We start from the raw sequence: 14,678 nt of genomic DNA, 5'->3' as shown, positions 1-14,678 counted from the left end.
GCCTCTTTTTTATTCGATGATCTTATAGTTTTTATGATTGACGACTGTCCGTTCTTGCAAATCGAGTTCACGGTAGTTTTCCATATACGTTAAATCCACGATGACGGAGTTTTCATTCACCTTCTCCACAATGCCGCGCAATCCATTTTTAAATTCAATAATGTCCCCGACTTTTGCTTTTTTCACCATTCTATCATTCCCCTTTTTAAACCGAATATAGTCGTCGGCGGCTAAAACGGGCGTGATCGGCCGAAAAGGCGGCCGGCCGGTGCGCCCTGGCCGTTGTGCCCGCTCTTTATAAAAAGGAGCAGGCGCTTTTTTACTAGTTTGCCTTATTTTTATGCACAAGTAAAGGGGTTTCTTTCCTAAAATCTGATATTTTAAAAAAAAACAAGGGGCGAAGCCGTCCCCTTGTTTTCGTCTACTTGGCAAACACATGGTTGCCGATGACGACCGTCACCGGACGGGAGCGCAGCCATTTGCTTTTCGCCGTTTTCGGATTGTAGAAATAGAGCGAGCCGTTTCCTAAACCGCGAAAAGCAAGTGCTTCTTCAACGGCGCGATATGATTCACGGTCAGCGGGTTCATTGATCGTTCCGTTTGCGACCGGCGTGAATGCATAATGGCCGCCAGAGCGCTCATAAATAACGGCGCGGATCGTATCCGGAAAATCCGGATGGTCGACGCGGTTGAGCACGACCGTTGCCACGGCTACTTTCCCGGCGTACGGCTCCCCTTTTGCCTCAGCATGGACGAGGCGAGCGAGCAAGTCTTTTTCCGCCGCTGTAATGCCTGCGTTCGGGATGATCAGTTTTTCGCCAGGATACAGCCAATCGTCTTTTCTATTTTTTTGCATCAGCTGTTTGAGCGGCACGCCGTATTGCTTCGCGATTTTCCAAAGCGTGTCGCCGCGCTTGACAGTGTGGATGGTTGCCGCATCGGCATGGCCGGCAAAGAAAAACATCCCGCACAACACCGCCATCACCCATGCTTTTCCTTTTTTCATCCTGATCCCTCCTCTCGTAAACTCGCTACTAGAGTAACAAGGATGGGAAGATGATTCATTATCGAAATGATGGAAAAAGTGCGCGAAGCATTGAAATGACTAGTTTCATAGGAGGAATGGAAATTTCTCCGCAAGCCAAAACATCCGGCTTTCGGGGCGGAAAGCCGGATGTGAAGCCGCAAAGACGGGAACGTTCAGCTGCGCGGAACATCTGTATAGTGATAAATAATGTGGCCGCCGCGCTGGGCGATGCCGCGAAATCGTTTAAAATCGGGCTGTTTGACAAGCACGGCGCGAAAAACAGGGAAGTCCTCTTTTTTCACCAGCAGTTCGGAGATGATTCCGTTGCGCAAATCATGGATTTGCTTGGCCGCCAACGTTTCATCCATCTGATTCCCTCCCAACGTCCATGTGAGGTTGCTGCTGTTATTTATCATAGCGCAACCGGCGTTTAGGATAAATACCTATATTTTGGCCGGGCAAACACCCTTTGCTTGTGCCGACATACAATATGGATGGGTACGCGCCCCGACAACTATGAGCGAGAAAGGGAGAGGACAATGAATCATTGGGACCCTCATATGAATGATCCGTTTCTGAACGCCTCAAACCAAGGCGATAAGGCCGGGCGAATGGACAATAATGCACCGCCCGTGGCGCCGCTGCCGACCGCACCAGCGGCAATGCCGACAGCGTATTATCCGCCGGTGACTCCTTATGGCTACTGGTGTCCGCCGGCTGTGCCGATGGCTCCTTTGGTCAGTCCGGCCCACCTTGACAGTCCGGACGAATTTGACAGCCCGGACAGCTCTGATATGATGCCCCCGGCGCCGCCGCTGGGCTTGGGAGCAGTGCCGAATGTGGCTCCGACCTTCGCCTGGCCGGTAGGAGGGGAAGAAAATGCACCGCCGCTGCCCGCTGACGGTGCCGTTGCTCCATACGATATGGCAGCTCCGTATGCAGGGGTGGGAGCTCCTGTTGCCGGTATGACGCCCGGCGTCGTTCCTAGTGCGATGCCGACCATGGGTGTCACGCCCGGTGTTGCCCCTAGCATCGCCCCCGGCGCTGTTCCGTATCCTCCGATGTGCTATCCGCCGGCTGCGCCGCTGCCATACGCCCCGGCGGCACCGTACGGTTATCCTGCTGCACCGCTGCCGCCGTATTACGGTGGGGTAGCTCCATATGCGCCCGGCCTTCCGGCGCCGTACGGCCCATATCGGTAAACCGTCAAAAAGACCGCTTCCACGCGGTCTTTTTTTATGTTCCACGGGGGACGGGCCCAGCATAGAGGCTCACCGGCTTGCCAGACGGCCGCTTCCCGTACAGGCGCCAGCATCAACTGCGTTGTTCCCAACGCTCCCTTATGGCGGCATATATGTGTTCCCACTGCTGTCAATGGTATAATAAGGAACGTAGTTTTTCCCTCAAGAGAGGGAGGAAAAGACGAGGTTGGAGAAAAGAAAGGAGAAGAGGCAAATGGGCATGGAGCGGAAAACAGTGATTGTCACCGGCGGAGCGAACGGCATCGGCAAGGCGGTCTCCGCGATGTTTGCCAAACAAGGTGCGAATGTGGCCATCGTGGATCGGGATGTCAAAAAAGGGGAGGCGTTTGCCGAACAGTTGCGGGCGGATGGACGACATGCCATATTTGTGGCGGCCGATGTCCGGAAAGTGAGCGACATCGAACGGTTTGTGAACGAAACAGCCAGCCGTTTTGGCCGCATCGACTATCTGATTAATAACGCCGGCGTCTCGCGTTGGAAATCACCGTACGAGCTGACGGTGGACGAATGGGATGATGTGCTGTCGACAAATTTGCGCAGCGCCTTTTTTGCTTCCCGCGAGGCGGCAAAATATATGCGCCGCAACGCCAAAGGAGGGGCGATCGTGAATATTGCTTCTACAAGAGCGTTCATGTCTGAACCAAATTCAGAGGCGTACGCAGCGTCGAAAGGCGGTCTTGTCGCTCTCACCCACGCGTTGGCGGTGTCGTTTTCCGCTGACCGCATCCGCGTCAATTGCATCAGCCCCGGTTGGATTGAAACGGGCGATTATGGGCAACTGCGAGACATTGACCACCGGCAGCACCCGGCCGGCCGCGTCGGCAAACCGGACGATATTGCCCGCGCCTGCCTGTACTTATGTGAGGAGGAAAACGATTTTATCACTGGGGCGAATTTCGTGATCGACGGCGGGATGACAAGGAAAATGATTTATATTGAGTAGGAAGAGGGCGTTTGCTAAAATAAATGAATATGGAGAACGGCTTTGCAGCAAAGGTGGGAGGCAATGGTCAACTACCCCCACTTAGCTAACGCTTGAAGTGGGGGCTTGCAACTCCCCAGAAGTGCAAACGGACTTCGTCCTCCTTCCTTGACTTGGGGTTGCATCAGGGCAGGTTGACAACTACCCAACGACGCAGGTCATGCCTGCATCGTTACCGATTCTCTCGGTGTGTCTGTTGGCAGTACTTGGCTTCCACACACAACAGACGGACCTACGCTCGATGTTTTACGGTTACAACGTTTCCTGTAACCAACTCCATACATCGAGTAGCCGTGATTGGAGTGCCTTTATTGAACGGTTTTCTCCACGCCTTTATTATATCATACACAAAAGAAAGGGGGGGAACGCGCATTCCTCTCCCACTTACTCCCTTTGGTCGTTGAAGTGGGAGTCTCCTGCGCGAAATAGGATGAAAATCCGCAAAACGCCGATCATGGACGGGCAAGCCCCGGTCAACGTATATATTTATGAAAACCGGAAAGAGGAATACATCGTTCTAGCCATTCCGGCGCTTGAATGGTCGTTTTCGTTTTCCTATGGGGAAGAGGCCGGAGCGGTAACCGAGCGGCTCGAGGCGTCGCTGCAAAAGCGGCTTGACCATGAACGTGCTGCCGCGTTGACCGCTCAGTTGCTTGCATGGGCGCGAGAAATGTAACTGGGCGGCCGCTTGTGACTTTGCATGTTAGGGGTTCGATGACAACGTGGTCAACAAAACAAAAGTAATCGCAGTATATATCATAGGCAGCATTTTATGGATTGCCGCCACCGACACCCTGCTCAATATGCTGTCGATCAGCCGCGCTGTATATATGGCGCTTGGCGCCGCCAAAGGGGCCGTGTTTATTTTGCTCTCGGCTATTTTTTTGTACCAGCTGTTAAAAAAACGCGAGCAGCTGGAAAAGATCGAAGAAAATGAACAACAGCTGCTTACGCTCATCAATTCGATGCCCGATTTCGTTTGCTTTAAAGACAGCGAGGGTCGATGGCTGCGCGTCAACGATTTCGGACAGCGGCTTTATCATCTCGAGCGTATCGACTATGTCGGGAAAACCGATCGTGAACTTGGCGAGCTGGTGCCGTTTTTTAAGGACGCTTTCGAGCAGTGCATCGAATCGGACCGCGAAGCATGGAAAAGCGGAACGGTCACCCGCCGCGAGGAGTCGTTTGCGACGCCGGATGGGGAAGTGAAGACGTTTGACGTCATTAAAGTGCCGCTCTTTGACGAAAACGGAGCGCGCAAAGGGCTGCTGACGATCGGCCGCGACATTACCCAGCAAAAGCTTGCCGAGGAGCTGCTCTTGAAAAAAGAAAAGCTGTCCGTCCTTGGCGAGCTGGCCGCCGGCATTGCCCATGAAATCCGCAATCCACTCACCTCCATGAAAGGATTTATTCAGATGATGCAAGAAACGCGCGAAGTGAATGATCATTATATGCGCATTATGTTAAGTGAACTCGGCCGCATCAACCAAATTGTGAGCGAGCTGCTGGTGCTCGCCAAGCCGCAAAGCCACGATTATCGGCCGTTTTTGCTAGACGAGGCCATTTCGTATGTCATCAGCTTGATTGGCCATGAGGCGACGTTGAACAACGTTTCCATTTCCGTCCATAACACCGCTCCGAAAGCTTGTGTGTACGGCGATCAAAACCAAATTGTTCAAGTGTTGTTGAACGTTATGAAAAATGCCATCGAAGCGATGCCTGATGGCGGAATTTTATACGTCCACGTTGCGGAAGCGGACGGGAAGATCTATGTCGATGTTGCCGACACCGGCGTCGGCATCTCGAAAGAGCGGCTGCAGAAAATCGGTGAACCGTTTTTCACTTTGAAAGAAAAAGGAATGGGGCTCGGGCTGACGACAAGCATGAAAATCGTTCAAGAACATAAAGGAACGATGCGGATCGAAAGCGAGGTTGGGAAGGGAACGACTGTTCATTTGACGTTTCCGTCCGGCGGCGTCAAAGCCGCAAACGGCCGGCAAAATGCGCTGTCATAACAACAGGCGTCCACGCAGAGCGAGGATGTCTGTTTTTTTTGGCTAACGGCTCAATCCATGGCTGATAGGCAGACGAGTTCTATGGCAGGCAGCGGCTGATGTTTTGTGGATCATCATAGGCCCTGTCGGTGCACAGCGCGTTTTGGTTCGTAAAATTTCTCTTTCAGTTGTTTAGGGTCGAAACTGCCGATCGTGCAGGGAACGATTCCGACTTAGCTTTGCTTGAAGTGGGAGACTTCTTTCGGAAATCCGTTAAAAATGAAACCTATTGCACATGATAAACGTAGTTTGGGGAGGGATAATGGGAAAAGGATGTGATGGTGTGTTCATCGCCCAACTGGCAGTCATTTTGTTCGCCGCCAAACTTGCCGGCGATCTTGCCGTGCGCCTTGGCCAGCCCGCCGTGCTCGGCAAGCTGCTCATCGGCATTGTGCTTGGTCCGAGCGTGCTCGGTGTGATCGAGGATACCGACCTTTTGCAGGAGTTAAGCCAAATCGGCGTCATTTTGCTTATGTTTATCGCCGGCCTTGAGACGGATATGGACCAGTTTCGGCGCACTGGAAAAGCTGCTGTGGCGGTCGGAGTGCTCGGCATTCTCGTTCCGCTGCTCGCCGGGTATGCGGCTAGCGCAGCGTTCGGCATGGAAACCGGCACAGCTCTTTTCCTCGGACTTTTGCTGTCCGCAACGAGCGTCAGCATTTCCGTGCAGGCGCTCAAAGAGATGGGACAGCTGCAATCGAAGGAAGGATCCGCGATTCTCGGCGCGGCGGTCATCGACGACGTGCTGGTCGTCATTGCCTTGGCGTTTTTATTAAGCCTAACTGGCGGCGACGTCGAGCTTGGTGCGGTCGTGCTGAAAAAAGCTGTTTTTTTTGCCGTCGCCATTTTGCTCGCTTGGAAAGCCATCCCGCTCGTATTAAAGTGGTTTGCCCCGTTGCGTGTGACAGAGGCGGTTGTCTCGGCCGGGCTGGTCATCTGTTTTGCATTTGCCTATTTTGCTGAGGCGATGGGGGTGGCGGCGATCATCGGCGCCTATATGGCCGGGCTTGGCGCGAGTTTTACGGACTATCGGGAAGAAGTATTTGAGAAAGTGGAAACGATCGCCTATTCTTTGTTTGTCCCTGTCTTTTTTACCTCCATCGGGGTTGCGGCCGACTTTTCCGGCATCGTCGAGCATTGGCCGCTGATTGTCGGTTGGAGTGCGCTCGCGATTTTGACAAAGCTTGTCGGCGCCGCGCTGGGGGCAAAATGGGCCGGATTTTCGTGGGGAAGCTCGCTGGCGGTCGGCGCTGGCATGGTGTCGCGCGGTGAGGTGGCGCTCATCATCGCCGGCGTCGGCTTGGAAGCCGGCCTGCTTGATGGGAACATGTTTGCGGTCATGATCATCGTCGTATTGGTAACGACTGTTGTGACGCCGCCGTTATTGAAGATGATTTTCAGCCGTCTTCATCCGGTGCGCCGGACGGCCTAGTCGCCGTCGAAGTGGGCAGCCGGGCCGATGGCCGGCGCTATAGCGGCAAAACAGCGGGGCTGTCCCCAAAAAAAGGGCAGCCTCGCTGTCGCTACGAGCGGTTCTTTTTCGCTTGCTTGGCCGTATCCACGCTGTCTTTGGCCATTTCCGCCTCTGTTTTCGAGACGGTCGGGTTGGCCACTTCTTGGCTTACTTTGTTTTGTCTCCCTTTTTTCGACATGCTTCCCCCTCCTTTCTTCCCATCGGTCACCGCCGGCCGTACATGCGCAAAATGCCATTTAACTCCTCGCTATGTTTGGTCGGAATTTGATGGCAGGCCTGGTCGATCAACACAACACCAGCATGCGGCACATAGCGGCGAAATATGGTGATATAGAAATGAATGTAACGGTCGCGTGCTCCGTAAATGAGCGACACCGGCAGGCGCAGGGAGGAGAGCTGCTCCGTGCAGCGGTAGACGAGCCCAGCCCGATACGCGGCCTCTAAATCCCGCTTGTTGGCCATCTGGGCGTACCGCCTCAACAGCCGCCGCTCGCGCTGGTTTGTTCCGTGCCCGAGGGCGAGTGCCAAGGAGAGCAGTGGGATGGCTCTGAGTTTGGCGGCGGAAATGCCAAGCCAAAACTCACCCCACAGCAGCGGGGTACACACTTCAGGAAATCCGCCAATCAAAATAAGTTGCTTTACATGCTGTGGATAGCGAAGGGCGAAATCAAGTGCGACCGACCCGCCGCTGGAGTAGCCGCAAATGATCGCGCGCCCGATGCCGAGGGAGCGAAGCAACACCGAGACGTCATCGGCGAGCAGCGGCACCGTAATCGGTCCATCCGACGGACTGCTTCGCCCGTTGCCGCGCATGTCGTATAAAATGAGGCGAAAATCGCGGGCGAGCGGCTTTTGGCGGCAAAAAACGACATGCCCCATCCCAGGGGGATGGATGAACAATAGCGGTGTTCCGTTCCCTTTTTCTTCATAATAGAGACGGACGCGGCTGTTGATGGAAATGTATGGCATGCGAATCCCCCCTTCACGGCATCGCCCTCTATAGTATGGAAAGAAGAACAGCCTCCCATCCAAAAAACCTCCATCTTTTTTTCATTGAGAAGGACGGCTTTCCGATTTATAATTAGTCACGTGGATGAACGGCGGACAGGCGGCACGGAAAGGAGGGGGCCCGATGGAGCAGTCGTTCCGTGTGGAAAAGGCGCTCAATAACAACGTTTTAATCGCTTTCCACCCCGAGTATGGCGAAGTCGTCCTGCTCGGCAAGGGGATCGGCTTCGGCAAAAAAAAGGGGGATGAAATTGCGGAAAGTGCCGTGGAAAAATGTTTCGTCCTCAAAAACGAACGCGAACAAGAGCAATACAAAAAGCTGCTTCCGGAATTGAGCGAAGAATTCATCGCCCTCATGAGCGAGGTGGTTCAACATATTCAGCAACGCGTGGGCGCACCGCTCGACGAGCACATCCATGTGGCGCTGACGGACCATATCGCCTTTACATTAAAGCGGCTTGAACAAGGATTGGACGTCAAAAACCCGTTTTTGGCTGAGACGAAAAGCTTGTATCCGTTGGAATATGAAATTGCCCATGAAGTGGCCCGCACGATTGAACAAAAGCTCGGAGTCTCCCTGCCTGAAGGGGAGACAGGCTTTATTGCTCTTCATATTCATAGCGCGATTTCGAAACAAAGCGTGTCGGAAGCGAATCGATATTCCCAGCTCATTGCTGACCTTGTCAAGATCGTCGAGCAACAGCTTGGCGTTGACATCGACCGCGAGAGCGTTCATTATTTGCGGTTTGTCCGTCACTTGCGCTATGCGATTGAGCGGATGAAAAAAGGCGAAAAAGTCGAAGAACCAAAAAATTTGTCGAAAATCTTGAAGGAAGCGTATCCATTGTGCTATAATCTAGCATGGAAGTTGGTTAAGGTCATGCAGCAAACGCTTCATCTGCCGGCGGACGATGCCGAGGCGGTCTATTTGACGTTGCATTTGCAACGGCTGGCGGAGAAAAAGAACAATACAACTGCATAGGTTGTCTCGCTTTACGTGTTACTGACTCGATCAGGCATGAGTAAAGAGGGCAAATAAGGCGGCAACAGTTGCGAATGTATGCGCGCTGTTGTAAGCGTTCTTTTTGCCTCTCTTTAGTCATGCCTTTTTTATTGCGCCGATGCCCCTCGGAAGCGTCCGCTCCATTTTCGATACATGAATCGGCTGTTTGCTGCAAAACTTAAGAAAAGGAACCTAAAGGAGGTTATGAAGATGAAGCGAGCGTTTGGCACGCTGCAAAAAGTCGGGAAAGCGCTCATGTTGCCGGTGGCGATTTTGCCGGCGGCCGGGATTTTGCTGGCGTTTGGCAATGCGTTGAAAAACCCGGCGCTCACGGATAAAATTCCCGCATTAAAAGCCGATTGGGTCGTGCTCGTCTCCAACGTGATGGAGCAAGCAGGCGGCATCGTCTTCTCCAACTTGTCGCTCTTGTTTGCGGTCGGCGTAGCGATCGGCCTTGCCGGCGGGGACGGAGTCGCAGGCTTGGCGGCGATCATCGGCTACTTGATTATGAACGTGACGATGAGCGTCATCTTAGGTGTAACGGCCGATATGGTCGGCGCTGACCCGTCGTATGCCAACATTCTCGGCATCCCGACGCTGCAAACCGGCGTCTTTGGCGGGATTATCGTCGGGATTTTGGCCGCCTACATGTACAACAAATACTTCAATATTGAACTGCCTCAATATCTCGGCTTTTTTGCCGGCAAGCGGTTCGTGCCGATCGTGACGGCGGCGTCTGCGGTCGTGCTTGGCATTATCATGACATTCATCTGGCCGCCGATTCAGCACGGGCTCAATGCGTTTTCGCACAATATGATCGAGGCGAACAAACCGTTGGCCGCCTTTATTTTCGGCGTCGTCGAACGGGCGTTGATTCCATTTGGCTTGCATCACATTTTCTATGCACCGTTTTGGTTTGAATTTGGCGAATACGTCAATAAAGCCGGGCAAGTGGTCCATGGCGACCAAAAAATCTTTTTCGAGCAGCTGAAAGACGGCGTGGAACTGACGGCCGGCACGTTCATGACCGGGAAGTTTCCGTTTATGATGTTCGGCCTTCCGGCAGCGGCGCTTGCGATTTACCATGAAGCGCGGCCGGAAAACAAAAAAGTTGTGGCCGGCATCATGGGGTCGGCCGCGTTGACATCGTTTTTGACTGGGATTACCGAACCGATCGAATTTTCGTTCTTGTTTGTCGCTCCGGTGCTGTTTGCCATTCACTGCGTTTTTGCCGGCTTGTCGTTTATGATCATGCACTTGTTGAACGTCAAAATCGGGATGACGTTCTCCGGCGGGGTCATTGACTTCTTGCTGTTTGGCGTTCTGCCAAACCGGACGGCATGGTGGCTCGTCATTCCGGTCGGCTTGGTGTTTGCCGTGATTTATTATTTCGGGTTCCGCTTTGCGATCCGCAAATGGGATTTGGCGACGCCGGGCCGGGAAAAAACGGTCGAGGAAGCACCGAAAGCCGAGGCGGCCGCTGCTGGCGACCTGCCGTATGAAGTGCTCGCTGCTCTTGGCGGAAAGGAAAACATCGAACATTTGGACGCCTGCATTACACGTTTGCGCGTGTCGGTCCATGACATTGGCCAAGTCGATAAAGACCGCCTGAAGGCGCTTGGCGCTGCCGGGGTGCTGGAAGTCGGCAACAACGTGCAGGCGATTTTCGGTCCGAAATCGGATATGTTAAAAGGGCAAATTCAAGACATCATGCAAGGAAAAGCGCCGGCCCGTGCGGCGGAAGAAGAAAAGCCGAAAACAGCGGCTTCGGAAGCCGCGGAGTCTGAAACGATCGCTTCGCCGATGTCCGGAGAAATCGTTCCGCTCGCTGAAGTGCCGGACCAAGTGTTTTCGCAAAAAATGATGGGCGATGGGTTCGCAGTCATGCCGACGGACGGCACGGTCGTCTCTCCGGTTGATGGGAAGATCATCAACGTCTTTCCGACGAAGCACGCCATTGGCATTCAGTCGGCCGGCGGGCATGAAATGTTGATCCACGTCGGCATCGATACGGTGAAGCTGAACGGCCAAGGGTTTGAAGCGCTTGTGAAGGAAGGCGACGAAGTGAAAAAAGGACAGCCGATTTTGCGCGTCGACCTTGATTATGTCAAACAGAACGCCCCATCGATCGTCACACCGGTGATTTTCACGAATCTCCAAGCCGGCGAAACGGTTCACGTCAACAAGCAAGGCTCAGTTGCTCGAGGAGAAGACGCTGTTGTGACGATCCGCTAAGCTGCTTATTCGCCTCGGGGCGGGGACAAGCATTTTCCGTTGCCATCCCGCCCCTGCATTTGATATGATGGCAAAGAAAAAATTGAAGAAAAGGGGAATGATGAACATGGCAGAAAAAACGTTTAAAGTCGTTTCTGATTCCGGCATCCACGCTCGTCCGGCGACGATTTTGGTGCAAACGGCGAGCAAATTCAACAGCGAAATCCAGCTTGAGTACAACGGCAAAACAGTGAACTTAAAATCGATCATGGGCGTCATGTCGTTAGGCATTCCGAAAGGGGCAACGATCAAAATCACGGCAGAAGGGGCCGATGCGGCGGAAGCAATGGCGGCGTTAACGGATACGTTGGCGAAAGAAGGTCTTGCAGAATAATGGGAAACGCAATCCGCGAAAAAACGATCCATGGGATTGCTGCATCGAGCGGTATTGCCATCGCGAAGGCATACCGCTTGGAAACGCCTCATTTGGCGGCCGAAAAACGGACGGTCGCCGACGTCGAGGCGGAAGTAGCGCGGCTTGAGGCGGCGGTGGCGAAAGCGAAAGAAGAGCTGGAAGCCATCAAACAGCATGCCTTGGAAAAGCTTGGCGAAGACAAAGCTGCCATTTTTGCCGCCCACTTGCTTGTGCTTGACGACCCAGAATTGTTGAACCCGATTAAAGAAAAAATCCAAACGGAGCGCGTCAATGCCGAGTACGCTCTCGATGAAACCGCTTTGTTTTTCATCTCGATGTTCGAGGCGATGGACAATGAATATATGAAAGAACGGGCCGCTGACATCCGCGATGTGACAAAGCGCGTCCTCGCCCATCTGCTTGGCGTCACAATCTCGAACCCGAGCCTCATTTCTGAGGAAGTCGTGATCATCGCGGAAGACTTGACGCCATCCGATACGGCGCAGCTGAACCGCCAATATGTGAAAGGATTTGCCACCGACATCGGCGGGCGGACGTCGCATTCAGCAATTATGGCCCGTTCGCTCGAAATCCCTGCCGTCGTCGGCACGAAGACGGTGACGGCGGAAGTAAAAAACGGCGACATCGTCATTGTCGATGGGCTCGACGGCCAAGTAATCATCAATCCATCGCCGGAGTTGCTCGCCCAATATGAACAAAAACGGGCCCGCTACGAGGCGCAAAAGGCAGAATGGGCGAAACTCGTTCACGAGGCGACCGTGACGGCTGACGGCATTCATGTCGAGCTGGCTGCCAACATCGGCACGCCAGACGATGTGAAAGGAGCGTTGGCGAACGGAGCGGAAGGAATCGGATTGTATCGCACAGAATTTCTATACATGGGACGCTCGGAGCTGCCGACGGAAGACGAACAGTTTGCGGCTTACAAAACGGTGCTGGAACAAATGAATGGCAAACCGGTCGTTGTGCGGACGCTTGACATTGGCGGCGACAAAGAGCTGCCGTATTTGCAGCTGCCGAAAGAAATGAATCCGTTCTTAGGGTTCCGGGCGATCCGCCTTTGCCTTGAGATGCAAGACATGTTTCGGACGCAACTGCGCGCCTTGTTGCGGGCGAGTGTGTACGGCAATTTGAAAATCATGTTCCCGATGATTGCGACGCTCGATGAATTCCGCCAAGCGAAAGCCATTTTGCTTGAAGAAAAAGAGGCGCTCCTCCGCCAAGGGGTTGCCGTTGCGGATGGAATTGAAGTCGGCATGATGGTGGAAATCCCGGCAGCTGCAGTCATGGCGGACCAGTTTGCGAAAGAAGTCGATTTCTTCAGCATTGGAACGAACGACCTGATCCAATATACGATGGCGGCCGATCGGATGAATGAGCGGGTTGCGTATTTGTACCAGCCGTACAACCCGGCGATTTTGCGGCTCATCAGCCACGTGATCGATGCCGCCCATCGCGAAGGAAAATGGGTCGGGATGTGCGGGGAAATGGCCGGCGACCCGATCGCGATTCCGATTTTGCTTGCCCTTGGCCTTGATGAGTTCAGCATGAGCGCCACCTCGATTTTGCCGGCGCGCGCTCAGTTGAAACAATTGGCGAAAGAAGAGGCGGCTCGCATCAAAGAGACGGTGTTGTCGCTCGGCACGGCTGAGGAAGTCGTGTCGTTTGTCAAACGAACATTTTCACTTGCCTGAATGAAAGCGTGGCGACGTTTACGTTCGCCGCGCTTTTTTCGTTTTGCGTTATGCCAACAGCGGCGTCGACGATTCATAGCCATACCGCTGCCGGACCGTAAGCGAAAGGCCGACAGCGATAACTTTCGCCATTTGGTAAACTATGTGCAAATTCGTATACGGAAGCGCGCTTACATCGGCCGTGTCCTCCATCATGACTCCCATGACGCTGATGTCTCCGACCGGTGGCAGCGATTTGCCGAGCGCCGTGCCAGGGGAAAGGGCGCCAGGGCGGATGGCGATCGTATGGACAAACGGCTGCGGGCCGACGATGCTGTCAACGGCCAGCACATAGGAATTCGGATTTTTGAGCAACTGTTGATGTACACGCTCAATGTTCGTGGCGTCGACCGGCCGCTCCAGCGTGCCGATCACCGTCAAATGATCGGGATAGGCGTTTTCAAGCAACGTACCGACAAACGGACCGAGACTGTCGCCGTTGATGCGATTGCTGCCGATGCAAACGACGGTCAAACGGGAAATGTGCGCTGGCAGCAGGGAAAACAATTCATTGCGAATAAGCAAAGGAGCAAGCGGATCACTATACAAAATCGATTTCATCGGCCGCGATTCCTTTCCGTCGGTCGTTCTCCTTTTCTTAGTTCGCGGCCGATGCTGGTGATTCCTTTTTTTCGTTTCTGTCAATTGTGTCCTTGTTTTTGCTTGAACGGATTGCGCCATTCCATTAACACGGCATGGTTGAGCGATTCTTCGTCTTCTAAACTTTCTTGCTGCACGCGGATGAGATCAGCAAAGTCGTCTGTCGTATAGTTGCGGATGACCGTTTCGCGCGGGGTGTTGCCGTTAAAGACGTATAAATGTTTATCGTACATGCTGATCCCCCTTTCGTTCGTTTTACCCTCATCATAACCGAAACCTAGAAAAAGCGCCAAGAAAGGTCCATGGACAAGTTTGCCCTCGACCCGGGGATGAAAATCACCGCTTGCCGACGGGATTTTCACGGAAAGCGGGTAGCTTGGTGTTCAAATAAAACGATCATTTACAGCCTTTCGCTAAGTGATCAAGATCACCATCGCAAGCAACCACTGGCAATCTTCGTTTAGGACTCTTTCTCCATTTCACATACAAATTGGTTTACTCGCAAAAGCTTCCGAAGAAAATGAAAAACCATGTCGAACTTTGTCTGTCGAAAATGATGGATGGCAGGGAGGAGGAAACAGAGAATACCATTTTGGAGACAAACTTTTATAAAAAGATGGTCGATGGAGAATACGCCACGTTCCATTACAATGGATATTCGATTTCCTATTCTATTTTAGAGGCGGCAGGTAATGACGTACAACCGATAAAAGCGAAGGATGTTGCCGCCGTCTATAAGAAAAAAGACAACAAAATTGTTCACAAAAACATTTTTCCGAGCATAGACCTGCAAAATATTGCATTTAACGAGTCAACAAAAGAAGATTTGGTTCTTCATTCGTTTGCTGGCTATCATATTTTCAAATTCCGTCTGAAAACGAATTT

General features: G+C 53.0%; 17 protein-coding genes. 10 read left to right on the top strand and 7 right to left on the bottom strand.

Annotated elements, in window-relative coordinates; genetic code table 11:
* Positions 1-9: 9 nt before the first annotated feature.
* The 3 genes from ETC02_RS09040 to ETC02_RS09030 all read right to left on the bottom strand — a co-directional run bounded on the left by ETC02_RS09040 (position 10) and on the right by ETC02_RS09030 (position 1,395).
* On the bottom strand, positions 10-189 hold the full coding sequence (locus ETC02_RS09040; RefSeq protein WP_033011828.1) for a YkvS family protein: 180 nt from the start codon (positions 187-189) through the stop codon (positions 10-12).
* Between the two features lie 232 nt (positions 190-421).
* On the bottom strand, positions 422-1,006 hold the full coding sequence (locus ETC02_RS09035) for a cell wall hydrolase (RefSeq protein ID WP_033010575.1): 585 nt from the start codon (positions 1,004-1,006) through the stop codon (positions 422-424).
* A gap of 194 nt (positions 1,007-1,200) precedes the next feature.
* Positions 1,201-1,395 (bottom strand): hypothetical protein, encoded by a 195-nt coding sequence (locus ETC02_RS09030; protein ID WP_033015881.1) that lies wholly within the window; start codon positions 1,393-1,395, stop codon positions 1,201-1,203.
* Between the two features lie 171 nt (positions 1,396-1,566).
* On the opposite strand from ETC02_RS09030, the gene ETC02_RS09025 reads away from it, so the two are divergent.
* The 5 genes from ETC02_RS09025 (at position 1,567) to ETC02_RS09005 (ending at position 6,757) form a co-directional block, all read left to right on the top strand.
* Positions 1,567-2,229 (top strand): hypothetical protein, encoded by a 663-nt coding sequence (locus ETC02_RS09025; RefSeq protein WP_033010577.1) that lies wholly within the window; start codon positions 1,567-1,569, stop codon positions 2,227-2,229.
* Between the two features lie 253 nt (positions 2,230-2,482).
* Complete coding sequence (locus tag ETC02_RS09020; RefSeq protein ID WP_050368431.1) at positions 2,483-3,232, top strand: SDR family NAD(P)-dependent oxidoreductase; 750 nt, start codon at positions 2,483-2,485, stop codon at positions 3,230-3,232.
* Positions 3,233-3,701: 469 nt separating this feature from the next.
* Positions 3,702-3,947 carry a YueH family protein gene (locus tag ETC02_RS09015; protein ID WP_033010762.1) on the top strand — a complete coding sequence of 82 codons (246 nt, stop codon included), beginning with the start codon at positions 3,702-3,704 and terminating at the stop codon, positions 3,945-3,947.
* Between the two features lie 46 nt (positions 3,948-3,993).
* Positions 3,994-5,286: an ATP-binding protein gene (locus ETC02_RS09010; RefSeq protein ID WP_015374280.1), complete on the top strand. Its 1,293-nt coding sequence runs from the start codon at positions 3,994-3,996 to the stop codon at positions 5,284-5,286.
* A gap of 301 nt (positions 5,287-5,587) precedes the next feature.
* Complete coding sequence (locus tag ETC02_RS09005) at positions 5,588-6,757, top strand: cation:proton antiporter (protein WP_171698217.1); 1,170 nt, start codon at positions 5,588-5,590, stop codon at positions 6,755-6,757.
* Between the two features lie 91 nt (positions 6,758-6,848).
* On the opposite strand, the gene ETC02_RS18080 is transcribed toward ETC02_RS09005, so the two are convergent.
* The gene (locus tag ETC02_RS18080; RefSeq protein WP_255350130.1) at positions 6,849-6,977 is read right to left on the bottom strand and encodes a hypothetical protein; all 129 of its coding nucleotides are present in this window, start codon (positions 6,975-6,977) and stop codon (positions 6,849-6,851) included.
* A gap of 26 nt (positions 6,978-7,003) precedes the next feature.
* Positions 7,004-7,768, bottom strand: coding sequence for an alpha/beta fold hydrolase (locus tag ETC02_RS09000; RefSeq protein ID WP_050368432.1), 765 nt, complete (start codon positions 7,766-7,768; stop codon positions 7,004-7,006).
* A 163-nt stretch (positions 7,769-7,931) separates the two neighbouring features.
* Here ETC02_RS09000 and glcT point away from each other — a divergent pair, with 163 nt between their 5' ends.
* The 4 genes from glcT (at position 7,932) to ptsP (ending at position 13,154) form a co-directional block, all read left to right on the top strand.
* Positions 7,932-8,789 carry a glucose PTS transporter transcription antiterminator GlcT gene (gene glcT / locus ETC02_RS08995; RefSeq protein WP_047818042.1) on the top strand — a complete coding sequence of 286 codons (858 nt, stop codon included), beginning with the start codon at positions 7,932-7,934 and terminating at the stop codon, positions 8,787-8,789.
* Positions 8,790-9,020: 231 nt separating this feature from the next.
* A complete protein-coding gene (gene ptsG, locus ETC02_RS08990; RefSeq protein ID WP_050368433.1) occupies positions 9,021-11,045 on the top strand; it encodes a glucose-specific PTS transporter subunit IIBC in 2,025 nt (674 codons plus the stop codon).
* Positions 11,046-11,151: 106 nt separating this feature from the next.
* The gene (locus tag ETC02_RS08985; protein WP_011230496.1) at positions 11,152-11,418 is read left to right on the top strand and encodes a phosphocarrier protein HPr; all 267 of its coding nucleotides are present in this window, start codon (positions 11,152-11,154) and stop codon (positions 11,416-11,418) included.
* Positions 11,418-13,154 (top strand): phosphoenolpyruvate--protein phosphotransferase, encoded by a 1,737-nt coding sequence (ptsP, locus tag ETC02_RS08980; protein WP_050368434.1) that lies wholly within the window; start codon positions 11,418-11,420, stop codon positions 13,152-13,154. Before ETC02_RS08985 ends, ptsP begins: the two co-directional genes overlap by 1 nt.
* Positions 13,155-13,202: 48 nt before the next feature.
* On the opposite strand, the gene yyaC is transcribed toward ptsP, so the two are convergent.
* Positions 13,203-13,754, bottom strand: a complete 552-nt coding sequence (gene yyaC / locus ETC02_RS08975) for a spore protease YyaC (protein WP_171698216.1) — start codon at positions 13,752-13,754, stop codon at positions 13,203-13,205.
* An 80-nt stretch (positions 13,755-13,834) separates the two neighbouring features.
* Positions 13,835-14,026, bottom strand: a complete 192-nt coding sequence (locus ETC02_RS08970) for a hypothetical protein (protein WP_050368436.1) — start codon at positions 14,024-14,026, stop codon at positions 13,835-13,837.
* A 287-nt stretch (positions 14,027-14,313) separates the two neighbouring features.
* Here ETC02_RS08970 and ETC02_RS08965 point away from each other — a divergent pair.
* Positions 14,314-14,678, top strand: a 365-nt coding sequence (locus tag ETC02_RS08965) for a hypothetical protein (protein ID WP_216367767.1), incomplete at its 3' end; no start/stop codon positions are given.

The sequence above is a fragment of the Geobacillus sp. DSP4a genome, assembly GCF_013096875.1.
GTDB classification, from domain to species: domain Bacteria; phylum Bacillota; class Bacilli; order Bacillales; family Anoxybacillaceae; genus Geobacillus; species Geobacillus thermophilus.
This window is presented reverse-complemented; position numbering and strand designations above follow the sequence as displayed.